Raw genomic sequence first — 24,400 nt, 5'->3', positions numbered from 1 at the left:
ATGGCTCTTCTCAACATCAGCCTGATAACCCGCACGATCCTTTCACTGCTGGATACGCGGCTCCCCCGCTACCAGGAGTGGCCCAGCGGCGCGACGCTGATCGCATCCCCGGCTCCGCCCGACCTGGTGACCGGCGACCATGCCCTCAGTTTCTATCTCTACCACATCAGGGAAGACCCCCACACCAAGTCCCAGGACTGGCAGGTGGATGATGCCGTCCCCCTGCGCTACCTTCCCATGGGGATCACCCTTAACTATGTGCTCTGTCCCCGCAGCAGCGCCACCGGCATCGACGACCGCACCTACAACGATCAGCTGCTGATGGGGCTTGCGCTCAAGACCCTGCATGACTATCCGGTCATCGACGACAGCACCACCGTGGAGACGGCCGGTTCCCCCCGTCTGGTCATGCCGCCGGCCCTGCGGGGGCGGGGCAACCGCCTGCGTATCCTGCTCAGGCCCACGCCGGTGGAAGAGGCTTCCACCTACTGGCAGGCGGGAACCCAGGCTGCCCGGCTGGCGGCCTACTACGAGGTGAGCGCCGCCCTGATCGAGCCGGACGAGCCGCGCGTTCGACGCAACCGGGTGTTGAGCGTCGGCGTGCACACCTTCCTGCGCGGCCTGCCGGTCATCGACCGGACGAGCAACAGGGTCAGTTTCACTCTGCCCGAGGAAAGCGCTCCCCGTGAACTGGAATTCTCCCCCGCCGAAGTCCCCTTTGGGGGGATCTTCGAGATAGCGGGATCAGAGCTTAAGGGAGATTTCACCAGGCTTCTGATCAACCACCGCGACTTCGTTGATCCGGTGGAGGCGGACGCCTCATGGAACCTGACCAGCAACGGTTCCCTGCTCACCGCCACAGCCCGTCCCCAGGCCGGCAGCCAGGCGATCCTCCCCGGACTCTACGGGGTCACCGTCCGCACCACCGTCCGGCGCACCCTGCCCGACGCCAGCCGGCGCGACTTCGATAGCGACTCCAACGAGTTTCCGCTTGCCATCGTTCCCCCTATCCTTGATGTCCAGTTCTCCGCCGGAGTCGGCATCATCAGGGTTGACGGCTTCGACCCGTCGGCCATCAACGGAGCCGAACTGATGCTTTTCATCGGCTCCGACCGCATGGAGCGCGTGACAGGGTCACCAGGTCCGGGCCAGTTCCTCGCCTCACCACCGGACAGGATCAGTTTCCGTCTTCCCCCTGGCGTTCTTCCCGGCAGCTGGATCCCGCTACGCCTGATCGTCCGCTCCAGCGAATCCGCGCCGCTGTGGGTCCTGGCGCCATGAGGGCCAGGCTGGACAGGGAAGGCCGGGGGGAGCGCGCCGCATGGCAGGCGCTGGTCACCGGTCTGTACACGCCCGGCCCCCGGCCGGATGATCCGCCCGCGGATGGTCGCCTCTCCCAGTTGGCCGAGCTCTTCGGGCTCTCCCCCCTGGAATGCGACGCCATCGCCCTGCTCTGGGTGCTGGCATTTGCACCGGAGCTGCGCCGGGAGCTTTTCCTGAACCATAGCTGCGGAGAGGTGACGCCCCTGATGGTGTCGGGGCTCTTCGGTCACCCGCCGCGGGTGCGCCTGCCCAGCGAGGGGGCCTCACTGGCCTGGCGCATCCTGGAGGAGCATGGGCTGTTGGACGGCAATGCAGCACTCTCACTGGATCCGCGCATCATCAGCTGGCTGGAGGGGGATCGCGAACTTGACCGGGATCTGGTTGGTCGGGTCAGCATCGTTGCCCCGGCTGCCGAGCTCCCCTCATGGCCGGTGGAGCACACGGCGGCCAGGATCAGGAGCGGTCTGCGCCAGGGGATGCGCTGGCGGATTATGCTGGAGACGGAGGACCGGGTGGCTGGCGAATGTTTCGCGGCCTGCGTGGCCCGTGACCTCTCCCTCCCGCTGATGGGGATCGGGAAAGGCGTCCTGGAGGGTGAGGAAGGGAGGGAACTGGCCATCAGGGTGCAGCGCCAGGCCTTTCTGGATCGGGTTGCCCTGCTGGCCGAATCGGGCGATGCCGCGGAATTCGGCAGGGGAGAGATGGTCCCGTTCCCGGTCCAGTTCGTTATCGCCGGTACTCCCCTTGCCCCCCTGAAGGGGGTGAATGACCTGCCTATCCCGCTCGCCGCCCCCTCTGCCGACGAGCGGCTGGAGCTCTGGCTCAACGCACTGCCGGAGGCAGCCTCCTGGCCCGGGGCACAGCTCAGGGAACTGGCCGAACGCCATGAGCTCCAGCTGGGCGAGATCCTGAACCTGGCCGCAACCACACCTCCCGACGCGGCCACCGCTGGCCGGCGTCTGCGACTCTCCCCGACAGACGACCTGAACGGGCTGGCCCAGAAGCTCGACAGCAACTTCCGCTGGGAGGATCTTGTGCTGCCCCCTCCCGTGGAAGATCGCCTGCGGGAGATCGCCTTCGAGGCCCGCGAACGCGGCAGGCTCTGGGCCGAGTCCGAGGCGCGGCGGCTCTATCCCCAGGGGCGTGGCCTGGTGGCGCTGTTCGCCGGGCCGCCGGGAACCGGCAAGACCATGGCAGCCCAGGTTATCGCAACGGAACTGGGGCTGGACCTGCTGCGCATCGACCTGTCGGCAGTGCTCAGCAAGTGGGTGGGCGAGACGGCCCAGCACCTGCAGAGGATCCTCTCCGCACGCTCCAGCAGGCGGAGTCTGCTCTTCTTCGACGAGGCCGACGCCTTGTACGGTAAACGGGTGGAGAACGTGCGCGACGCCCAGGACCGTTTCGCCAACATGGATGTGAGCCACCTGATGGTTGCTCTGGAGAATTATGATGGCATCGTGCTCCTGGCCACCAACCTGAAGGCCAACATCGATCCCGCCTTCATCCGCCGCATCCGCCATATCGTGGATTTCCCCCGCCCCGATGCCGTTGCCCGGCTGCTGATCTGGAACAACGCCGTCGGCGCGCTCTTCGGCGCCGAGCAGACTGACCTGCTGGCGGACGATCTGAAACGGGTGGCAACCATCCAGGCCACCGGGGCCCAGATCAAAAACGCCGCCCTGTCGGCCCTGTTCGTCTCCCGACGCGCCGGGAGCGGGCCGGATGCCCGGCTCCTGGGGCGGATCCTGGCGCGGGAACTGGCCAAGGACGGGGCCGGGCTCTCGGAGCGCGACCTTGACGAGGTCCTGGAGGGGGGGTCATGAAGCGATTTGCCCAGCGCCAAAGCCCCATGCTCAAGGCTGTCCAGGCCAAACGGACATCCGCGGCGATGCGCAGCCGGACTACCCACGAGCGCCAGGCCGAGGATGCGTCACATCGTTTCGTGGCAGGCGAACTCGGGCTCTCCCGCTTTCTTACCCCGGCTCCGGCGGCCGGTTTTACCCTCCCTTCCAGCCCGGGCGAACCCTTGGCCACCGGGATTCGTACCGAGCTGGAACATGCCTTTGGCGCCGATCTCTCGGCGGTGCGGATTCACCGGGACGAGTCTGCGGCGGCAGCTGCCCGAGCGCTTCATGCCAAAGCATTTACGTCGGCAGGGCATATCTTCTTCTCTCCCGGCGGGTATAACCATGCCAGCGAGGAGGGGCGTCGACTGTTGTCCCATGAAGTGGGCCATGTGCTGCAGCAGACCGCGGTTGCTGGCCACAATGGCCGGCACTGTGTCCAGCAGAGGGTTGGCGTCGGTGATGTGCAGTGCCAGGACGACCTGCTCAAAGGGTTCGATGTCGGTCTGACCCGCATCGAAAGTTATTTCTCCGATGTCGTGTCCCTGCTGCAACCGGCAAAGGAGCGGCTCACCGACGTCGATACCGTCATACGCTTTCATGAATCGCGCAGCAGCGACGCATCGGTAAAGGCCGAGGCGGCTCTTCTGCGGAAAGCCATTGCCGGCAAAAGCGATGCCGCGGCCGCTCAGGCCATCGAAGATGCCTATGCCCTGTCGAATAAGGGGACGTCTTCAAGCGTTCTTCGCCACCTCTATTTCGATCTCTTCAAGGCTGTGGGGAATTTTGATGCCGCAGCTGGTGTTTTCGGTGCCGATCCCCCGCCGAACACGACCGCCCTGCCGCTCTATGCCTACTATGCAGCCAAGATGCGCGCCACTGACGCATCATGGGTGGTCCGTTATCTGGAGAACCATCCGGTTGGGAAGAAGTACTACCCCTGGATGGTCGTGCAGGTCATGAAGATGAATTTCTACGGCCCGACGCGGGGAACGCTGAATCTCGATCCACAGATGCGTTTCAACGAAACCATCGACGCCGCACTGAGGGAGGCGCACGGGCGGGAACCGTTGAGGGCCGGCGAAAAGGAGTTCCTGGCCCTCGGTGCATTGCGCGTTTTCGACGCACTACGAAAATTGCCGTTCCGGGTTCTGCTGTACAAATTGCGCAAGGTGAAGAGCAGGCAGATCATTGCCAGTGAGATGATCAAGCTGATTTCGGCTTTCACCGATCCGGCCTATCTGCCCCGACTTGCCACAATTGCCGGTTCCGAGCCCGAAGTAATCGTCCTTGCCGCCTCCGTGGGTCCCAAGGTTGCCAAAGCCGCGAAGCAGGCTGCTGAATACTGGGCACGAATGGAATCCCTCTTCAAGCGGATCTTCCCCGGAGACACCAAAAGCGAGGAGAAAGAACACGCCGACGAACTCCGGGAGCAGCTGCCGAAACGCTGGCAGTCGATCAAGGAAGTGCGGCCTGTCGAGCAGAAATTGATCAGTGCGGTACGTCAAGCCTTTGCCCTTCCCGGTGGCGCTCTCCCCACACCGGCGCAGTATCGTACCTGCCTGTTGGCCGGCGTCCGCCAGTTGGACATGACGGCGTATTTTGTCGATTCGTTCCTGCCGGGGATGCTGAAAAAAGCATTGACAGAGACGGAGGAGACAGAGACGTTGCCGCCTGAACTCGTTGCCGGCCTTGCCCTGAAGCTGATTTGGGAATTGCGCGACCATGTGGCGCAGTACAAACCTCCGGCGGCAAAAGATGAGAGCGAGCGCATCCTTGCCCGCGACAGCGCGCTGAAACATCGCGTGGAGATGGCGAAACTGCTTTTCACGTTTGCCACCTGGTTCGGCATGGAACAACTGAAGGTTGCCGCGGCACGAGTGGCGCTGGGGCGAGAACTCGGCCTAAAAAAGAGCTACATCGCCCTGCTGGGAGATTTTGAGCGGCGGAATACGGGCGATCTGCGAAGCGACCTCGAACAGTTCCGGCAGCAGTTTCCGACCCGATTCGCCGGTTTCCCCCTCACCGGCAGCCAGCTGGTCGATTTCACCTATGCCCTCTATTACGGTTCGCTGGCAGATACGTTGAACGACCTGCTCAATACGGCCGATTCGACAACCGGCACCCGTGAGCGACGTTTCGATCTGCAACGTTCCGTCATAAACGAGGCGATGAGTGGCCTGAAAGATTTCCACCCGCCGCAGCGTTTCAGCGTACCTCCCGAGAACGTGATCCGGTACATTGCCGACAGTGATGCGAAAGATGTCAGCAAGATTGTTTCGCCGGATCATCCGGTTGTCAAAAAGTTGTATGCCCTTGCCACGGCCGATGATGTCATCGTTACTCCCATGGAGCGGGAAGCCCACCGCGGCGGATACGTGATGTGGATCGTGCCGGGGATGTCGAAACTTGTTGAACGTCTTGCGATCATTCCCGAGGTGCTCAACCTGAAACTCAAAAACGGCGAGGCAGTTGGCGAACCTAATCTCAAAAACCCGTGGCCGTGGTTGAAGCGCCTTCAAGAGGCGATCGGGCTCAAAGGGGCCAATGTCCCCGATTTCGCCGGTTTTGTCAGGGGGGAACTGGACTCGGAATGGAACCGGCTTGCGCTCCAGTTGCGCCGGTCAACCAGCAACCGGAGACGCTCATTTCTTCCCCGTATCAAAAAGACCTTGACGGCATACGACACAAGCGATTTGAAACGTCGCCTCAACACGATGTTCAAGCCGTCGGAAGCGGTTGAACTGATCCTGATGTTTGCCGGAGAGGTGCAGCCGGCACAGGATCAGGAGTTACAGGCTACTGCCCTGATGCTTGAACTGGCTGATCTCCTGTACGCCAAGCTTGGCCCGCAGAAAGTTTTGCTCGGTTTGGCCGAACTCCGGGGGACCGAGCGTCTGGATGTTGTGCTCCCCTTGTACGAATTGCTTGTCGGTGCCGCGGTGTATGGAAAGAATCCCGCCAATCGCGCCGAGTTGGGGCGGGTAATGCTTGCGGTCAATGTCGGAGACCTGGGTGGCCGGGTGAAAAAGCTGGAGGCGTTGGCGGAGCAGTTCAAGAAGACGGCGGAGGAGTTTCAGCAGCAGACCGTTCTGGGGGGGAGCGCGGCGCGGAACCAGTTGTTCGTCCCCGACCGGGGATATCCGGTTTCGGCCGGCGATGCCTCGGCGATGTTTACGGTCAACGGCATTACCTACACCCTTGAGGCGGTTCTGAAGGATTTTCAGTTCATTCCCGGCCTTGCGGGTGGGATCAGCGGCATTGCCTGGTCCGATGCCAAGAGCCTCGGCGCATCGAAACTGAAAGACGGAGACGGTCAAAAGGACCTTTCGCCCACGGGAGAGCCGCTTCTCAGGATTCGCCGCACGGTGGGGGAAGGAAGTGAGCAGGAGGTCGTCGTCAGGGATACGGATGATCGATTGTTGTCCGAGCTTACCTATGCCGTTCACATGCAGGTTGTCATGCGCCAACTGGGGGATCTGAAGGTGGTGCTGGAGGAGTCGGCCAGTTTTATCACCCTGGGGTTGCAAGTCGCTTTTCCTGAACTGGCCGGACCCATGGCGGCCGCAGAGGTTACCGGGGCGGTCATGCAGTTCGTATCAAGTCCCGAATACGGGCAGCTGAAACAGGCTCTCGATGGCGATGTGGGAAAGCTGTTCGATCAGGCCGTTACCCGACTCAAGAAAACGCTTACGGTGGAAGCGCTCTGGGATTTCCTGCTGTTCGGCATGAAGCCTTCCTGGGCAACTGTCCTCTCTCCGGTGGGGGTGTTTTCGCGACAGAAACGGTTTGCTCACACCGGGTCGCCGGAGAGCGGCCGGTCGGCACTCAGGATATTCAGCCGCATTGCCCATGCCGGGGTTGGGATTGCCCAGGGGGTTGACCGGCTGCATGACACATTCACCGTGCCGGTACGGAAAACGGCGCTCTGGGTACAGGGGACACCGTGGGTGGCGCTTGTGCTGCGCACCATCGTCAACAACCTCTATCGTCTGCAACTCCTCAACCTGCGCGAGCTTGATCCAACCGCATCCGCCACCGACCTCCTTGTCCAGGTCCAGGATCTCTACCGGCGCGTGGACGAACTTATTGCCACCCTCTCCGCGTATCATCTACCGGACGAGATCATCCCCATGAACGAACTGGTACTGTTCGGCATGGACCTGTTCGCCGATCATCTGCCGCTGAAATACCGGGCAGCCATGAAGGCGCGCAAGCTGCCTGGTATCGACAAGGCGTGGGCAAAGCTGGGGGAATTGGTGGCCAAGGAGTTCAAGCAGGCGGGGATCGATCCGAACGTTGTCTGGCGCACCACCATTCGCGGTCATATGGATCCCTATCTGCATGCCGCCGCCAGGGACATCGCCTCGGAAATGCACGGAATCATCAGCGGAGTCCCTTTTCTCACAGGTTTGTCACCCATCATGCCGCAGCAGGTCAGCATGGGATTTTCCGGCGATGAGTTCCCCGAAACCCCGGAACTTCAGCTAAAAGCAGTTCCGGGGGCGATGGCCGGTACAGTTGCTGGGCCCTGGCCCACAGGGCACGGCATGCCGCTCCCTGCGGGCCAGCACGAGCGATTTGCCCGTGGCTTCGGTCACGACTTTTCCCATGTGCGTCTCCATCGTGGGGAAACGGTGGATCATGCGCTGGGACGAATCAATGCCACTGCCGCCACATCCGGAAGCCACGTCTATCTGGATTCGGGAGTTTCCACCTCCAGTGGCGAAGGGGAAGAGGTTGTTCGCCACGAACTTACACATGTGTTGCAGCAGACCGGTCCGCGCCCCCTGGGTATGCGTCACGACAGCAGGCCGGTAGATGGGCGTGCCGGCCGGGGCGTCAGGGTTGAGCGCGGAGCCGAGGCCGAAGCGGATACCCTTGCCAGGGCAACCGGTTTGCCGTCCGGAAGTCCCCGCAGCATTACCCCGTGCGGCCCCATCGGTGTGCAACTGGCTCTCAAGGATATCGTGGTGAAGTTTTTCGGCGAGATGGGCGATCCGGCCAAGTTGATCGAACATGTTGAAAAAAATGTAACGATTCCGGCGGACGCGGCGAAACTCGCGGCGGCGGCCGACGCTATCAAGGATTCCCTGGGTGAACGGCTTGTCGATGCCCTTGCCGCGGCCGGCAAGCAGGGATCGGTGGTAAAATTCTCGACGCTGTTCCGTGAGAAGGAGATCCAGGGAGACCTCATAGCCCATATGCTCAAGAACCGGTTGAAGCGGGAGGTTGTCAAAGGGGAAGTGCGTAACCTGATCAGCGCCTCCATTTCCGGGAAAAAGCCGGCAAAAGGCAAGTCCTCGTCAAAGCCGCAACAGGAAGTCTTCACCCTGGATATTGGAGGGTTGGAGGTGCTGCTGGAAGAGTATCTCTTTGCCCGTACCGGTGTGAACGTCGATGTGGAGTTCAACCTGGAGAAGGCGGCCGGGGGAGGGAAGCCGACAAAGAAGATTGATGCGTCCCACCCCTTTTCGCTGCTCAAACTGAACCACCTCCACCTTCCCATGCTCGGTGGCGACCACTCGCTGTGGGACTATTTCATCACCAACAGTTTTCCGAAGATCCCTGCCGACAAACGCCCCCTTTACCAGGCCAAATCGCGTCTTGCCCTGCTCGGACTGAAACCCGGTCCGGGGATCTACGAGAAAAAAAAGATCAAGGGGAAGACGGTCCTCGCGTTTTCCAAGAAGGTCCGGGACCTGGTGGAGGAATATGTCAATCCCCCCATTGGCAAGGCGTTGCCGTCGGACAAGATCCCACCCTGGTCCGAGTATGTAAAGACCGATCCCCAATCCGCCGTCGGCATCCATGGCCAGATAGGGCTGCGGCTCGGATTCTACAATCAGCGAAAAGCGCCCGGCAATCAGTATGGGGAGGACCGGGCATCGCACCACACGGTCCAGTATCTGCTGCTGGAGTACCTCGATAATGCCAAGGGGAATTATCGTCCGTTCCCCCACAAGCTCTGTCTGTATCCCAATATCGATCCGAGCGGGAGCAGGGTGAAGGCACTCACCAGCGAGCCGGGGAAACGTGGCGATCGTATCGAGATCGGTAACAACATGCCTGATCGCGGCGGCACCATGCCGGCCATTCTGATTGCCAAGCATACGCACCAGTTGGGCAACGTGCATATTTCTGCAAAAGCGGACGAGGATGAGGGGGGTGCCAGTCAGGGGGCCGCCGTCCATGGCGACTTTTTGAAGCACCTTGGCCCCTATGCGGCGATTGTGAGCGGCACGAGCGATGAAGGCCTCAAGGCGATCAAGGCGGCCTCTAACCCAACCGGTTCGGGAGAAACGATCGTCACACCCAAGATCCCCGAGGTGGGAAACGTACCGGTTACCGAAGAGATGCTGAGCACGGCCATATTCACCGCCGCCTGCACGACGTATACGGAGATGCGTACTACCATGTTGAAGAAACTCATGGCAGCGTTGAATCGTGAGGAAATGGATTACTACACCTCAGCGGTGATGAGTGCTACCGAATCGAAATTTTTCAATATCAGCGGTACGACGCGGGAGCCTATGTCGGACTACAAACCCACGGCACTAGCCTCAGGATTCGAGGCAGAGGTGAAAAAGCACACCGAAAAAACGTTGCAGTCAGGTACCTTCGGCTTCAAGGAGATGTAACCATGTCAACCACCGGCTACTCACGCTCGCCCCGGCTGCTCAAGGGGGCACTGATCTACTTCGGCGCGCCGATGCTGATCCCGATCCCCAATATCATCGTTTTCCAGTACAACCCGGAGAGCATGACCCGCACCCTGACCCCCTTCCAGCCGTCTCCCCAGGTCACGGCCGAGGGGAGGGTGACAAACCAGAGCGGACAGGGGAAGGGGGCAAGCCTCTCCCAGCCCTGCGACCCCCAGGAGAGCTTCTCCCTGGCGCTGGAACTGGACGCCACCGACGCCCTGGAGCATCCCGAGTCCCACCCGCTGGCCATGGTCAGCGGCATCGCCGACCGTCTGGCAGCCATCGAGATGCTGATGTATCCGCCCGAGGAGGGGGGCGGACTGCTGGGGGGCATGGCCAGCATCTCCGTTTCTGCCGGCGGACTGAGCCTGGGGGGCGGGGCGGGAGGGGCGGACACCACGCCCAAGCGGGTGCCCATCGTGCTCTTCTTCTGGGGACCGGGCAGGATCGTACCGGTGCGGGTAACCACTCTCTCCATCGAGGAGCAGCAGTACTCGCCCACGCTCTATCCCCTGCGCGCCAAGGCGAATATCGGGCTGAACGTGCTCAGCCTGGAGGAGCTGAAGGCGCTGGAGGGGGATCCATCCAGCGAAGCGGCGCTGGAGATTGCCAAGGGGTGCTACAGCTTCACCCGTACCCAGAAGAAGGTGTTGGCCACGGCCAACCTGGCCAACAGCGCCGAATCCATCATCGGCATGCTGCCGATCTGACGCACACCGCAGGAGGAACCCATGTTCGACCCCAAGAGCCGCTACGCCGGCCTTTCCAACATTCATCTGACTGACTCCCGCGGCCGTGAGGTGGAGGTGGTGCCGCCTGCTCCGCAACCGCTACAGGTCCTGGCCGGCATCCATGTGCGGAGACAGGGGGAGCGGCCCGATCATCTGGCCGCCCGCTACCTGGCCGATCCGGCCGGCTACTGGCGCCTGGCCGAGATCAACGACGCCATGACCGCGGAAGTGCTGACCGAGCTGCGCGAACTGGCGATTCCGGCCAGAACCAGGGGGGGCTCCGGTTCATGAGCATCGGCGCCATTGTTTCCGCGAACGGTTCAGCAGGAGCCGGTTTCCCGCAGCCGGAGCTGGTGACCATCGACGAGGGAGGCATGCGGCCCGCCACCTTCTCCCTGGGCTATACCCTGAACCTGAAGAGCGGAGATTTCCAACTGCTGAACAGCCGGGAGCTTGGGCCGGATGCGCAGGTGGTGCTGCAGGTGGCACCGGGAGGAGAGCAGCAGACCCTGATCAGCGGCATGGTCCTGCAGCAGTCCGTGGAGTACAGTACGGGAGGGGACGGTTCGGCCCTGGTGGTGCGCGGCGCGGACCGCAGCTCCTTGTTGAACCGCGAACAGCGCTGCCGCGTCTGGAGCGATGTGACCGACTCCTCGATGGTTGAGCAGATCTGCTCAAGCCAGGGCCTAATCCCCCGTTGCGAGGCCACCAGCTGCGTGCATGCCGAAACGAGCCACAGCCTGGTGCAGCGGGAGAGCGACCTGGAGCTGATCTACCGTCTGGCGCGGCGCAACGGCTACTGGTTCTGGCTTAGCTACGATTCCAGCGGCCAGGCCGTAACGGCGCACTTCCAGAAGCCGCCCCAGGGGGAGCGCCCCTCCCTGACCCTGTCGCTGAGGGCCGGGGCGGCCAACCTGGACGAGCTCTCCCTTTTGTGGGATGTGGATCGCCCCACGGCGGTCAGCGCCCGTCAGCTGGACCTGGTCTCCCTCTCCCCCAACGACGCCAGCATCGACCGTTCGCCGCTTCCCTGCATGGCCAGCCATTCCCTGGCCGATCTGGTCAGTGAGCCGCGCATCAGACAGCTGGCGGTTCCAGTCAGCGATCAGGCCGACCTGCAGGCCCGCGCCGAGGCACTGCTGATGGAGAGCGGCTGGTTCGTGACCGCCCGCGCCACAGGGAGGCTCTCCCGACTGGGGGGAGTGGTGCGGCCCAACAGCGTGGTCACGCTGGACGGTGTGGGATCGCGCCACTCGGGCAGCTACCTGGTGTCGCGGGTGCGGCATCGCATCGATAGCGACGACCACCTGATGACCATGGATCTCATGCGCAATGGATGGAGCTGATATGGACTCGGAGCGACTTCTGGAGATAGAGGAACGCCTGGCCCTGCTGGAGGGTTTCCCGCGCCGCGCCTACGGCAAGTACCGCGGCGTGGTGGTGGACAATCAGGGGGACCCGGCCAATGCCGGCCGCATCAAGGTGCGGGTGCCGGAGATCCATGGCGACGATGCCGCCTGGGCCTGGCCCTGCGTCCCCTATGCCGGGCCGCAGGTGGGGTGGTTCATGATGCCCCCGCTGAACGCCGGCGTCTGGGTGGAGTTCGAGGGGGGCGACCCGGGCAAGCCGATCTGGGTGGGGTGCTTCTGGGGCAGCAATGAGCTCCCCTCCGATGCCCAGGCCCCGGACGTGCGTATGCTGCAAACCGAGACGGCCCAGATCAGGGTCGACGACGCAGCCGGCGAGATCCTGGTGAAGAACGACAGCGACGCGCAGGTGACCTGGGGGAGCGATGTGGTGGTGGAGGCGGGGGGAGCCACCCATTCCGTCGGCTCTGGCGGCGTGGTCTCCGAGAGTTCCCCCGGCAAGATCGAGGTCGGATCAAGCGGCGTCTCCGTGAACAGCGGGGCATTCAAGGTGATCTGATCATGGGAGATTCACTGACAACCGCAGCGGTTCTCACCTGCCCCCACGGCGGCACGGTCAGCATCACATCCTCCAACAGCGGCGTGACCGCCGACGGCGCCCCCCTGGCCCTGGCAGGGGACAGTTTCACCATCAGCGGCTGCCCCTTCCAGATCCCGGTGGGTCCGGGCACCAAGCCGAGTCCCTGCGTCACGGTCAAGTGGCTGGTGACGGACCTGCGCGCCACGGTCAACGGCCAGCCCACATTGTCGACGGCCAGCGTCGGGCTCTGCCTGTCAGCGGAACAGGTCCCCCAGGGGAGCGTGGTTATTTCAAGCACACAACCAAAGGTGAGCAGCTCATGAGCATTCCATTCACCAGTTTGCGCCATCCCTTTTCCATCGACGCCTCCCGCGGCCGGCTGGCACGGGAGAGCGATTTCAACCAGCACATCCGGCAGCTGGTCATGCAGCTCCTGATGACCTCGCCGGGCGAGCGCATCAACCGCCCCGATTTCGGCTGCGGCATCAGGCGACTGCTGTTCGCGCCCGGGGGCGAGGTCTCCGCGGTCCTGGCCAGGACGATTATCCACCAGTCCCTGACCAGATGGCTCTCCAACGCCATCACCGTCTTCGAGGTGTCGGTCACACCGGTGGAGAGCAGCCTTGAAATTCGGGTGGGATACGTGGTGCGCGCCCGGGGCGAACGCCAGTACCTGAACATGCAGGTGACGCCATGAGCGCCCCCAACCGCATCGACCTGTTGAAGCGATCCGACTCCCTGGTGGGTATCGACTTCGTCCGCGTCTCCCCTGACCAGCGCCAGCTGTGGCTCTATCTGCACCACAAATCGCCGCTGCCTGCGGGGCTGCTCAACAGCCTGAACGGCCTGCACGCGGAGCAGATCAGCATCAGATCCATGGATGGGGGGCGGCCGGAACAGGTCAGGGTGCTGTCCCCCTTGCCTGCCGTGGGGCTGGAGCATGGTCGCCGGATCGTGGGCCTCCAGGTGGCCGAACCAGGGGGCTTCGGCCGCTACCGGCTGTTCGTGGACCATCCGGCCTTCGACCCCTATTTCAACGATATCCCTTTCTCCTTCAAGGCCGCCTGCGACAGCGACCTGGACTGTGTGTCCGAAGAACAGGCAGGGGATGTGGGCGAGCGGGTGGACTTTCCGGTGGATTACCGCGCCCGCGATTTCTGGAGTTTCCGCCAGGCCCTGCTGGACTTCGCATCCCAGCGCTACCCCGACTGGCAGGACCGCCTGGAAGCCGATCTGGGCATGGTGATGGTGGAACTCTTGAGCGCCCTGGGTGACGAATTCGCCTATGCCCAGGACCGCATCAGCCGCGAGGTGCAGTTCGACAGCGCCAGCCAGCGCCGCTCCCTGCGCCACCTGGCACGGCTGGTGGACTATTCTGTCGATAACGGCAGCGGCGCCCGGGCCTGGCTGAACATCACCGTGGCTGAGGATGGCGACGGGGAATGGCCTCTGCCTGGCGGCACCGCGGTGGGGGACGCCGATGCCCGGCTGCTGTTCGAAGTCGGCCACGGCCTGCGGGACAGGGGCAGGGAGTTTTACGTCTCCAGTCGCCGCAACCGGTTCTATCCCCATATCTGGGACGAGGACGACACCTGTCTCCCCGCCGGCAGCAACTCCCTAACCCTGAAGGGGCATCATGCCTCCTGCTTCGACGCCGATGACGCCATCGATTCGGGGGGCAAGTGGATCCTGCTGGCAACCCATCCCCGTACCCCCGATCAGCCCGAGCGCCGCCTGATGGTGCGCGTTCCCTTCGGCGGAGCCCGGGACGGCCTTGACCCTCTGGACGGTCCGACTGAAATCACCGAGATCAGGTGGGAACAAGCCACCCCCTGGCCCCTGGACCTGACCACGCTGGTGGTATACGGCAATCTGCTGCCGGCCACGTCGGGCGAAACCAGGAACACGAGCTTCAGGATCGGCCCCCCTGCCGACCCCGACGGAGCCGATGCCGCCTTGCCCCCTGCCATCGAACGGGTGGGGCCGAATTCCTGCCTGGGCTACGATGCTGGTGATAACGACTCGCAGCGGGTGAGGTTCCTCCATTCGCTACCCGGATCGGAGAGCCTGCCGCTGGTCTGGCTGCCCGACCCGGACAATGACCGGCTGTCGCGGCCGGAGCTGCTGGTCAGGCGGCAAGGAGACGGCCCGTGGGAGTGGCTCCCCCAGCTGGTGGGAGAGACGACCGCATCCGGCCACGCCAAGGTCTTCACCCTGGAGGATGGCAGCTATCGCCCGGTGTTCGACGTGCAGCGCTCCGGCAGGCAGTTCCAGTTCCACGATTACGCCACCAATGACGGCAGCACCATCCGCTTCGGTGACGGCGAGTTCGGCATGGAGCCCAGCGACGGTTCGGTTTTTACGGTGGAGTACCGCCTGGGCAACGGCAGGCAGATGAACGTGGCCGCCGACACCCTGACCCGATTCCCGGAAGATTCGCTTCCCTTCGTGGTCGCCGTGAGCAACCCCCTTCCAGCCGAGGGGGGGAGGGATCCGGAAACGGAGGAATCCATCCGCATCAACGCCCCCCAGGCTTTCAGGAATATCCTGCACAGCGCGGTGCGGCCGGAGGATTTCGACCTGATCGCCAGACGCGAACTCCCCTGGCTGCAGCGCTCCGGCTCGGCCATGCGCTGGACCGGCAGCTGGCCCACCCTGTTCGTCACCCCCGATCCCCGGGGCGGTGTCGAGCTCACCGGTCCCCAGCTCCGGGAACTGGAACTGGTGACCGGCCGTGTCCGCCAGGCCGGACGCCAGGTCAGGGTGCTCGAGCCTCGCTACGCCTCCATCGACCTGGAACTGCACATCTGCGTGGCCGGAGATGCCATGGCGAGCCAGGTCCGGGAGGGGGTGCTGCAGGCCCTGTTCGGCAACGGCCAGGGCAGCGGCTTCTTCGATCCGGATAGGTTCAGCTTCGGGACGCCCCTCTCCCGGGCTGCCCTGATGGCAACGGTCCAAAGGGTTCCGGGGGTGCGGGCCGTCTCCGGCGTGCGTGTCCGTCGGCGGGGTCGCTTCGGCTGGCGCCCCTTCAGCGAGTTCATACTCAGGGTGGAGCACAATGAGATGATTCAGGTCTCCAACGACCGGCTGGCGCCGGACCAGGGTACGGTCACCCTGGTCATGGAGGGAGGGGCATGAGCGATTCTTGCTGCAACCGTAACCAGGCCCTGTTTTCCAATCCCCCGTCCATCGCGGCGGGGCTTTCCGAACGTTTCTTCCACCAGGCCCGCGCCCTGGGGCTGATGAGCGACTGGCGACTGGCACTCCTGGCAGCCATGGGGCGCAAGCCCTCCCTGGCCGGCTGGCGGGCGCGGGACAGCCAGGATCTGGGACTGATGCTGGTGGAGATGGGCGCCTATCTGGCCGATGTGGTCAGCTTCTACGATGCCCTGGTATCCGGCGAGAGCTATCTCTCCACGGCAACCCTGAACAATGCGTCCCGCCGACTGGTGGCGCTGCTTGGCTACCGCCCCCGCCCGGCGGTGGCCGCCCAGGCGCTCCTGGCTGCCCAGGCGGACGGTACACGGCTGGTGACTCTCCCGTCTAGCACCGCCTTCCGCAGCGGCTCGTTCCTGGACGCCTCCCTGACCCCACAGCCTCCCCAGCTGTTCGAGCTGACCCGGTCGGCCATACTGGAACCGCGCATCAACCGCCTCAGCGTGGCGCCGGTGCAACGCCGTTCCCTCAGCGCCTCCTTCGACCGTCTGCAGGTGGAGCCAGGCAGCTGCCGCCTGAAGGCGGGTGATCCGCTGGTGCTCAGTTTCGACGGAAAACTTCAGTGCTGCCGGGTGTTGAGCATCCAGCCAACCATGTCCCGGGGGCGCGGCACTCCTCCCCTGGAGCTGCGCTTCACGGCCCCTGTCTCACCGCCCGCCGGCGCCACCTACGCTTCGCTGCGCATTCTGGCGCCCGGCAACTCCGCCCGGCTCTGGCAGGGGAGGGAGGGGGGCGACGGCACGGGGAGCACCGGCGGCAGGACGCTGCTGCTGGATTCCCAGGTCCCCCTGCGGCCAGGGGAAGCGCTGCTGTTCGAGATGGGCCAGGCGCTGGAGGCGCGCCGAGCAACGGCGGTGAGCGTCGGCCGGCGGGTGCTGTGTTCCTCCCTCACAAGCCAGGTCAGGGACAGCGACGACACGGTGGAGCGGACCCTGGTCAGCCCGGACATCGCCATCTCCGTGACCAGTGTCACCCTGGACAGTGCCCTGGTCTGGTCATCGCCCGATGTGGCCAGGATAACGCTCTACCACTCCTTAAGCGACGCAGCCAGGGTTCTGGAGCCCGGCGGCCAGGTTCTCTCCCAGGGCGATGAGCTCAGCCTGCCGGGACTGACGGATGGGCCGCGCATCCCGGTCAGTCGCATGCTGCTCCGGGATGGCCACGGAGAGGCTGTCCAGGTGAGCGGCAGCCTGGATACGGCTGCTCGCTGCGCCACAGTGGACATGAACCCGGCGTGGGGCAGGTCCCTGGCCGCTCCGGTGCAGCTCATGGGTAACGTGCTCAGCGTGTCACGGGGGGAGTCGGTCAGCGGAGAACTGCTGGGGCTGGGAGACGCATCCAGGCCATCCCAGACCTTCAAACTGGCCAAAAAACCGCTCACCTACCTGAGCGCCGCCACCAGCTCCGGCCTGGTCAGCAGCCTCTCCCTGCGGGTGGGGGGCGTGCTCTGGAGGGAGGTGCCCAGCTTCTTCGGCTGTTCATCCACCGATCAGGTGTATGTGGTGCGCCATGATGACGACGGAGAGACCTACGTCACCGTCGGCCCTGCCGCCCGCCCCCCCAGCGCCAGCCGGATCGTTGCCGACTACCGTTTCGGCGCAGGAGCGGCCCAGCCGCCAGCCGCCAGCATCAACCAACTCGCCAGGCCGATTGCCGGGCTGCGACAGGTGAGTAACCCGCTCTCCGCCTTTGGTGGCGCCGACGCCGAATTGCCCGCCGAGCTGGCCGCCAATGCGCCCCGCTCCGCCCTGCTGCTGGGGAGGGCCGTGTCGCTGGCCGATCTGGCAGCGGCGACCGCGGCAGTTGCCGGGGTCAGGGGGGTTGCCGTATCCTGGCGCTGGGACGGCGCTGGCCTGCGTCCGGCCGCCCTGATCCACTACATCGGCGACAGTCAGCTCCTCCCCCTGATCCGTGCCCGGTTGCGCGAGCTGAGCGAACCGGATGCGGCCATAACGGTGGAACGTGCAGTGCCCCAGCTGGCTGCTCTGGCGCTGCAGCTGATCGTCGACCCGCGTTACGAGACAGCCGACGTGGCGGCCCGGGCCATGGAGCCGCTGTACGCGGCGGGTAACGGCATGCTGCGCCCCGAGCGCCTGGGACCGGACGGCGGGGTGTACCTGAGCCGGCTCCTGGAGTCGGTCATGGACGTGGAAGGGGTGACTGACGTGCGCTCGGTCAGCTTCAACGGAACGCTGTTCAGCGCCGCCGTCCGCACGCCGCCGGCCGGCCATTACTGGGACTTCGGTGAGCCGGGCATGTCGGGATTCGGCATCGCCATCAACGGGATCAACGGATGAGCGGGAATGCAGCACATTTGAGGGGGACGCCATGACCACGGCGCGTGACAACTATCCGGAATACTTTGCCGAAAAATTGTGGGAGTGGCTGCCGGCCCATTACCGCGACCTGGACCAGTCGGAAGGGGGGGGCGCCCTGCGCGCCTTCATCGAATCCCTGGCCGACCAGGCCGCCCTGCTCAAACGGAGCCAGGACCGCCTGTGGGACGACGCCTTTGTGGAGCTGGCCAGCGACTGGGCTGTCCCCTACATCGCCCAGCTGGTGGGCACGCGGCTGGTGTCGGCCCAGAATCCGCGTGCCAGGCGGGCCGATGTGGCCAAGACCATCTACTACCGCCGCCGCGCCGGGACCCTGTCGGTGCTGGAGCAGCTCATCGCCGATATCGCGGGCTGGCAGGGGACGGTGATCGAAGAGATGGGGCGGCTGGCCCGCATGCGCCATGGCCTGGATGGGACGGCTCTCCAGGGGAGGCTGACCGGCACCCCCGAGGGAGGGCTCGCTGACCTGCGTTCGTCCCGCTCGGCACTGCTGGGCGGAGGTCCCTTTGACGAATTCAACTACACACCGGACATGCGCCGTCCGAACGGCGAGACCGGGAGACGCGGCATCGCCAAGCTGAGCTTCCACCTGTACCGCCTGGGGGTGGTGGAGTTCCGCGGCGTTCAGCCCCGCCGCATGAAGCGCCTTGCCGGCGCTTTCCAGGGCTTTACCTTTGATCCCAGCGGCCGCGACCTGGCGCTCTTTTCCCCCGGCGACGCCACCCGTACGGGCGGGGAGGGGGGCACGATCCGGGAGTGGTCCCTGCCGCTCCCCATCTCCTGCTCCCTGCTGGGCGATGCGCGCTATCGCATGGACCAGCGAGTGCGGGCCTGGATCATGGACGAGAGCAGACAAGGGGCGCCCATCCCCAGCCGTGACCAGCGCCTTGCCGTCGCCAACGACCTGCGGCGCCTGGAGGGGGAACTTTTCGCCGATGCGGCCAGCCTGCGCCGGCTGCTGACCGGCCTGCCCAGCGCCCCCATCCTGACCCAGGAGTCGCTTTTTGCCGGCCTGCTGCTGCACGGCCTGGTGGAGGAGTGCGGCAGCGCCGCGCTGCTGCCCGATGAAACGGGCGACACGACCATGGGCGCAGCCAGCCTGGGGCTCTCCTTCACCAGCGTGGAAAGACCGCCCATGATCCCCCGCCACCGCAGCTGCAGCGCCAATCTGGACGACTGGTCGGACGCCCCTCCCGCTGGCGTGGAGTGGGTGGTGCAGCCGGAGAAGGGGCGCTTCCTGGTCAACAGGGGGGGGAACAGCTTCGCCTCCCTGCGGGTGCGCTACCACCAGGTCGTGCCCGCTTCCGTCGGCGCCGGCGCGCTCGGCCGCGAACCGGATGATTCGGCGCCGTCACTGTTATGGAACAGCGGGGCGTTTGGAGACGGCACGCCGGCTGATGGCGCGGTACTCATCCAGGACAGCGCCAGCTACGTGAACCCGCCCGATCAGCCGGCATTGGTGCGCTGCCAGGTGCGGGCCGCCGAGGGGGAGCGCCCCTACCTGCGCCTGAACAACTTCTGGCGCCTGGGGGCGGGGACAAATAACGCGGAACTGACCCTGGACGGGCTCTGGATCGGCACCCGCAGCGTCCCCCGTTCGGTTGTGCTGCAGGGAATGGGAACCGATGCCAACTTCGAGCGGGCTACCCTGCGCTACTGCACCCTCGACCCCGGTGGAATCGATGCCAATGGCGGAACGCTTCCCGCGGTGACGTTGGTGATCGACTGCTTCGTGGAGGAACTGCTGATCGAGAACAGCATCCTTGCCGGCATCCGCCTGCAGGGGAGCGATGCCGCTGTCAGCCGACTGATCGTCCGGGACTCCATCATCCACAGCCGCACCCCGGGAAGCGTTGCCATAGATCTGGCCACGACCCATCTCTGCATCCAGCGTTCCACGCTGCTGGCCCCCTCTCTCTCGGAAACGGCCATCAACGTGGAGCGCATCCATGCCGAGGATACGCTGGTGGCGGGACTGGTTCACGCCAGCGACAGCCAGAACGGTTGTTTCCGTTTCTGTGCCCGACCAGCCGGCTCCACGGTGCCGCACCCCTATCGTTCGCAGCTGCTCGGCGACGGGGGGGGGCTGTTCGCCTCACGCCGCTTCGGAGACCCCCACTACCTGCGACTGTCGGACACGGCCCCCGTCGGCATCAGCCGGGGGGCGTCCAACGGCTCAGAGATGGGTGCCTTCTGCCGGGAAAACGAACCGGCCAGACTGGACAGCCTGCAAACCAAGATCCGTGAATTCACGCCCTTCGGGCGTTTGCCCAATCTGATCAGGGAAAACTAGGAGAGCCCATGTCAACTATCGACCTGTCGCGGGACGCGACCGATTTCAGAAAACAGTATGCCGGCGTGCGCATGCAGCAGGGAAGGGTACTGACCGACGATGACTTCAACGAGGCCGCGCGCCTGGATGCCGAGGCACTGCGCCGCACCCGGCTGGAGACCATCGGCCCCTACGGTTCATGCGACAGCGGCTTCCTCCCCGCCAACCTGGGCACCTTCCAGGGGAGGGTGACCTTCGACCTGAGCGCCGGCAGCCTGGAGCTGGGGGGGCTGCGCCTGGAGCTTCCCGGCGACGAACAGTTCCATCAGCAGAAGAACTGGCTCGACTTCGAACCCGGTGCCGACGCTCCCCTCCCTCCCCAGGGCGGGAAATCCCGCGTGGATCTGATCTGGATCGAGGCCTGGCAGCAACCGGTAAGCGCAGTGGAGGACCGGGAGCTGTTCGAGGTGGCCCTGGGCGGGCCGGACACCAGCACCCGCATCCGCACCATGCAGCGGGTCAGAATCATGCCCGACGTGGGCAGCGGCGACTGCGGCGAGGCCTGGCACAGGGCCTGCCTGAGCTGGTCCCAGCTGGGGAGCATGGCCGAAGACATGGAGCTCGTGCCACAAAGCCGCCTGAAAGTGACGTTTACGGAACCGTCGTCCAGCGCAAGCCTCTGCTCTCCCGGACTGTCCGGCGGTTACCTGGGAGCCGAGAATCAGGCCATCCGCGTTCAGGCGGTCAGCGCCACCCACTTCACCTGGGGCTTTGACAATGCGGCGCCGCTCTACCGCGCCGTGCTGATGAGCGAGGGAGGCTCGCGGGTCAGGCTGAGGCTGCTCACCCAACCGAAAGATGCCGTGCACTGGCCGCTCAAGGGGCAGGTGGTGGAGCTGCTGCCCTGGGGAGCGGCCCTCCCCAACGGGGAGCGGGTGGCGGAGATCGGCGGTCATTTCAGCAGGGTGGCATCAAGCTATGAACCGGACAGCCAGGAATTCACCATCACGACGGCGCCAGCGGCCGGTTTCGACAGCCGCTGGGAGAACCGCACGGATAAAGGGAACTTTTATACCCCCAGCATCGTCAATGGCGTGGATCAGGAACGCTTCGTGTATCTGCGCATCTGGAATCGCGGCGAGGACCTGACATCGCCCGCGCTGATGCCGCTGGCCTCCGGGAATCTGGGGCAGAGCGGCCTTGCGGTCAGCTTCCAGGCCCCCCCCCGGGCCGGGGACTACTGGATCATAGCCGCCCGCCCCTCCGCACCCGACGTGGTTACCCCCTGGTCGTTCACCAGGGGGGAGGGTGCCCGTCCCAACGGCATCCGGCGCTACCGCGCCCCCCTGGCGCTGGTGAAGTGGCTTCCCGGCGGTGGCGCCAGAATACTCGACTGCCGCCCCTCCTTCCGTCCCCTGACCAGCCAGACGCGCTGCTGCGTTGATCTGGTGGCCACACCGGGGCAGGGCTGGGAGCGGATCTTCGAACGCATACCGGAGAAGGGGGACGCGGTGATCTGTTTTCCCGCGGGGCAGTATCCCCTGGAGACGACGGTGGTGGTGGTCAACCGGGGCAGGCTGCGCCTGAACGGCGCCGGTCCTGCCTCGCGCATCCACGGCATTGGGCTGAACACCCTGCTGCTGTTCAAAAACTGCGATGCCGTGGATCTGCGCGACCTGTACTGTCTCGGCGGCAATGTGTCGGCTGACGGCCTCTTCGGCACGGTGTGCTGCGAAGAGACGCGCCAGGTGTACCTCTCCCGCGTGGCGCTGCGCTGCAAGGGGGGACGGGAGCGACGGGTGGCCTGCCTGCGGGTCATGAACACCCCGGGCTCTCACTCGGCCCGCAGCTGCCGCGTGACGATCGACACGTGCGACATCTACGTTGGCCACTTGCAGACCGGCCTGCTTCTGCTGAACACCAGCCAGGTCGTGCTGCGCCACAGCCGCATCCTCCCCGCCGGCACCACCGTGGAGCGCGTTGGCAAGGCCCTGGCCAGCCGCAGGTTCCGCGATAACCTGGCCCAGTCGGCGCTGCTGCTGGTCAAGGAGGGGGAGCCTCCCCTGGCGGATGGCTTCCGCTACAAGATCAAGGTGAGGGATGGCCAGGTCGTGCAGTGCTGGATCGACACCGCGTTCAGGACGTACCTGAAGGAGGCGGTGGAAAGCGACAAGAGGATCCCCGGCTTCCGTGTCACCCAGGATGGGCAGCCCGGCCAGGAGGGGTTCCTGCGCATCCACATCATGCGCCGCCTGCGCCGAGTTCTGGGGTCGACGCGGGCCCGCAACGCCAACGCTGCCCTGGGGGAATGGCTGAACGCCATCGATTCGGCCGCCCGGGCCGTCATCGGCCAGGGGGTGGTGGTGGCCGGCAGGGAGGCGGGCCAGGTGATCGTCGAGTCCACCGTTATCAGAAACGCGGTGCAGGGGGTCCATGTGGGGGTCAGCCATGCAGGACCCAACCGTACCGGCAAGGGGGCTGACCGCGCCGGTCGGGTGATCGTACGGCAGAACGAGATCCATACCCTGCTGGCCGCCGGCGGCCCCCTGGAACGCCACGCTATTTTCGTGGGCAATGCCGCCAGCGTAACCATCGCCGACAACCACCTTTCCCTGGAACGCCCGGCAGGCCTGGGGCACCTGCCGGTGGACGGCATCCGCGTCTTCGGTTTCCTGGGGGAGATGGTCAGCATCCAGGGGAACCACATCACCGGCTACTCCACCTCCCTGCGCCGGGCTCAGCGGGGAAGGGAGCCCCAGGGCGCCGTGAGGAGCGAACGCGACAACTACCACGACGGAGAGATTCTGCTCCAGAGCTAGGTCAGTTTTTTTCGAAACCCGCTTGAGTTTTGGCGGATGTTGACGTATAGTTTCGCCAACAGTTAATACCCCGCTATGTGGTGATGTACAATGCGTGGATGGGATCGGCAACCGATTATATCGGAGATGTGTTTTCATTTGCGTGGACTGCTTCGAGTCGTGGGGTAAGGGACGGCCCGCCAATCGGTGGGCCGTTTATTTTTTGCGGTATGCACCGGAGATGGTGGCAGGCTCCGGCAGGGAGGGCTCCATGAACAGTACGGTATTTCTCAACGCGGCCAGGCTCGATTTCGACGGCAAGCTCGATTTCTCTCCCTTGTCCGATCTGACGGCATTCACCAGATATGACAACAGCAGCGACGAGGAGATCCCCTCCCGCGTGGAAGGGCAGACCATCGTCATCACCAAGGAACTGCCCCTGGGCAGGGAGCTGATCCACTGTTTCCCGGCATCGGTCAAACTGATCTGCGAGGCCGGCACCGGCTACAACAACATCGACATCGCCGCGGCCCGCTCCCGGGGGATCGGCGTCTGCAACGTGCCCAGCTACAGCACCGACGCGGTGGCCCAGCTGGCCATCACCTTCATGCTCAACCTGAGCGCCTCCCTGGTGCAGCAGCAGACCATGCTGCGCCGGGGCAACCTGGACAATTTCCAGAAGAGCCTGCAGCTGCCCCACTTTGAACTGAACGGGAAAACCCTGGGGGTGATCGGCTTCGGTGAGATCGGGCGCCGGGTAATCGCCATCGCCCGCACCCTGGGAATGAAGATCATCGTCCATAGCCGCACCCCCCGACCGGAGCTGGACCCCGATCTGCGTTTCGTCTCCCTGGAGGAACTGCTGGCCACCAGCGACTTCGTCTCCCTACACTGCCCCCTGAACGACGCCACCCGGCATGTGATCAACGCCGAGCGGCTGGAAATGATGAAGCCCACCGCCTTCATCATCAACACCTCCCGCGGCCCGCTGATCCACGAACCGGCCCTGAGCCAGGCCCTGACCAGGGGAACCATCGCCGGCGCCGGACTGGACGTGCAGGAGCAGGAACCTCCCGAGCCGGGCGACCCGCTCTACTCCCTGGAAAACGTGATCCTGACCCCGCACATCGGCTGGAAACGCCTGGAGACCAGGCAGCGACTGATCGGACTGACCGCCGCCAACATCGATGCCTTCATCAAAGACGCTGCGATCAATATCGTGAATTGAA

General features: G+C 64.6%; 14 protein-coding genes. All 14 read left to right on the top strand.

All coding sequences use genetic code 11. From position 1 onward, the window contains the following. Positions 1 to 1,281 (top strand): DUF4255 domain-containing protein, encoded by a 1,281-nt coding sequence (locus PPRO_RS09080; protein ID WP_011735712.1) that lies wholly within the window; start codon positions 1 to 3, stop codon positions 1,279 to 1,281. After that, positions 1,278 to 3,146, top strand: coding sequence for an ATP-binding protein (locus PPRO_RS09075; RefSeq protein WP_011735711.1), 1,869 nt, complete (start codon positions 1,278 to 1,280; stop codon positions 3,144 to 3,146). Before PPRO_RS09080 ends, PPRO_RS09075 begins: the two co-directional genes overlap by 4 nt. Continuing rightward, positions 3,143 to 9,808: an eCIS core domain-containing protein gene (locus PPRO_RS09070; RefSeq protein ID WP_011735710.1), complete on the top strand. Its 6,666-nt coding sequence runs from the start codon at positions 3,143 to 3,145 to the stop codon at positions 9,806 to 9,808. Before PPRO_RS09075 ends, PPRO_RS09070 begins: the two co-directional genes overlap by 4 nt. Positions 9,809 to 9,810: 2 nt before the next feature. Next, positions 9,811 to 10,581 carry a hypothetical protein gene (locus PPRO_RS09065; protein WP_011735709.1) on the top strand — a complete coding sequence of 257 codons (771 nt, stop codon included), beginning with the start codon at positions 9,811 to 9,813 and terminating at the stop codon, positions 10,579 to 10,581. A 21-nt stretch (positions 10,582 to 10,602) separates the two neighbouring features. Beyond that, positions 10,603 to 10,893, top strand: coding sequence for a hypothetical protein (locus PPRO_RS09060; protein ID WP_011735708.1), 291 nt, complete (start codon positions 10,603 to 10,605; stop codon positions 10,891 to 10,893). Next, entirely contained in the window at positions 10,890 to 11,948 is a 1,059-nt protein-coding gene (locus PPRO_RS09055) for a phage late control D family protein (RefSeq protein WP_011735707.1), read from the top strand. Before PPRO_RS09060 ends, PPRO_RS09055 begins: the two co-directional genes overlap by 4 nt. Position 11,949: 1 nt before the next feature. Continuing rightward, positions 11,950 to 12,528, top strand: coding sequence for a phage baseplate assembly protein V (locus tag PPRO_RS09050; protein WP_011735706.1), 579 nt, complete (start codon positions 11,950 to 11,952; stop codon positions 12,526 to 12,528). A 2-nt stretch (positions 12,529 to 12,530) separates the two neighbouring features. Continuing rightward, positions 12,531 to 12,872 (top strand): hypothetical protein, encoded by a 342-nt coding sequence (locus PPRO_RS09045; RefSeq protein ID WP_011735705.1) that lies wholly within the window; start codon positions 12,531 to 12,533, stop codon positions 12,870 to 12,872. Next, a complete protein-coding gene (locus PPRO_RS09040) occupies positions 12,869 to 13,246 on the top strand; it encodes a GPW/gp25 family protein (RefSeq protein WP_011735704.1) in 378 nt (125 codons plus the stop codon). Before PPRO_RS09045 ends, PPRO_RS09040 begins: the two co-directional genes overlap by 4 nt. Beyond that, entirely contained in the window at positions 13,243 to 15,687 is a 2,445-nt protein-coding gene (locus PPRO_RS09035; protein WP_011735703.1) for a baseplate J/gp47 family protein, read from the top strand. The genes PPRO_RS09040 and PPRO_RS09035 overlap by 4 nt, the downstream gene beginning before the upstream one ends. Beyond that, positions 15,684 to 18,062: a baseplate J/gp47 family protein gene (locus PPRO_RS09030; RefSeq protein ID WP_011735702.1), complete on the top strand. Its 2,379-nt coding sequence runs from the start codon at positions 15,684 to 15,686 to the stop codon at positions 18,060 to 18,062. The genes PPRO_RS09035 and PPRO_RS09030 overlap by 4 nt, the downstream gene beginning before the upstream one ends. A 31-nt stretch (positions 18,063 to 18,093) precedes the next feature. Beyond that, complete coding sequence (locus tag PPRO_RS09025) at positions 18,094 to 20,394, top strand: hypothetical protein (RefSeq protein ID WP_011735701.1); 2,301 nt, start codon at positions 18,094 to 18,096, stop codon at positions 20,392 to 20,394. Between the two features lie 8 nt (positions 20,395 to 20,402). After that, complete coding sequence (locus tag PPRO_RS09020; protein ID WP_011735700.1) at positions 20,403 to 23,192, top strand: DUF6519 domain-containing protein; 2,790 nt, start codon at positions 20,403 to 20,405, stop codon at positions 23,190 to 23,192. 250 nt (positions 23,193 to 23,442) lie between these two features. Further along, a complete protein-coding gene (locus PPRO_RS09015; protein ID WP_011735699.1) occupies positions 23,443 to 24,399 on the top strand; it encodes an NAD(P)-dependent oxidoreductase in 957 nt (318 codons plus the stop codon). Position 24,400: the final 1 nt, after the last annotated feature.

It is taken from the genome of Pelobacter propionicus DSM 2379 (assembly GCF_000015045.1).
Lineage (GTDB): Bacteria > Desulfobacterota > Desulfuromonadia > Geobacterales > Pseudopelobacteraceae > Pseudopelobacter > Pseudopelobacter propionicus.
This window is presented reverse-complemented; position numbering and strand designations above follow the sequence as displayed.

Bases quoted from the DNA above. Each gene is read 5' to 3' on its own strand.
- PPRO_RS09040 (WP_011735704.1), top strand. From the start codon at position 12,869: ATGAGCATTCCATTCACCAGTTTGCGCCATCCCTTTTCCATCGACGCC.
- PPRO_RS09030 (WP_011735702.1), top strand. From the start codon at position 15,684: ATGAGCGATTCTTGCTGCAACCGTAACCAGGCCCTGTTTTCCAATCCC.
- PPRO_RS09065 (WP_011735709.1), top strand. From the start codon at position 9,811: ATGTCAACCACCGGCTACTCACGCTCGCCCCGGCTGCTCAAGGGGGCA.
- PPRO_RS09080 (WP_011735712.1), top strand. From the start codon at position 1: ATGGCTCTTCTCAACATCAGCCTGATAACCCGCACGATCCTTTCACTG.
- PPRO_RS09060 (WP_011735708.1), top strand. From the start codon at position 10,603: ATGTTCGACCCCAAGAGCCGCTACGCCGGCCTTTCCAACATTCATCTG.
- PPRO_RS09075 (WP_011735711.1), top strand. From the start codon at position 1,278: ATGAGGGCCAGGCTGGACAGGGAAGGCCGGGGGGAGCGCGCCGCATGG.
- PPRO_RS09050 (WP_011735706.1), top strand. From the start codon at position 11,950: ATGGACTCGGAGCGACTTCTGGAGATAGAGGAACGCCTGGCCCTGCTG.
- PPRO_RS09020 (WP_011735700.1), top strand. From the start codon at position 20,403: ATGTCAACTATCGACCTGTCGCGGGACGCGACCGATTTCAGAAAACAG.
- PPRO_RS09015 (WP_011735699.1), top strand. From the start codon at position 23,443: ATGAACAGTACGGTATTTCTCAACGCGGCCAGGCTCGATTTCGACGGC.
- PPRO_RS09055 (WP_011735707.1), top strand. From the start codon at position 10,890: ATGAGCATCGGCGCCATTGTTTCCGCGAACGGTTCAGCAGGAGCCGGT.
- PPRO_RS09045 (WP_011735705.1), top strand. From the start codon at position 12,531: ATGGGAGATTCACTGACAACCGCAGCGGTTCTCACCTGCCCCCACGGC.
- PPRO_RS09070 (WP_011735710.1), top strand. From the start codon at position 3,143: ATGAAGCGATTTGCCCAGCGCCAAAGCCCCATGCTCAAGGCTGTCCAG.
- PPRO_RS09025 (WP_011735701.1), top strand. From the start codon at position 18,094: ATGACCACGGCGCGTGACAACTATCCGGAATACTTTGCCGAAAAATTG.
- PPRO_RS09035 (WP_011735703.1), top strand. From the start codon at position 13,243: ATGAGCGCCCCCAACCGCATCGACCTGTTGAAGCGATCCGACTCCCTG.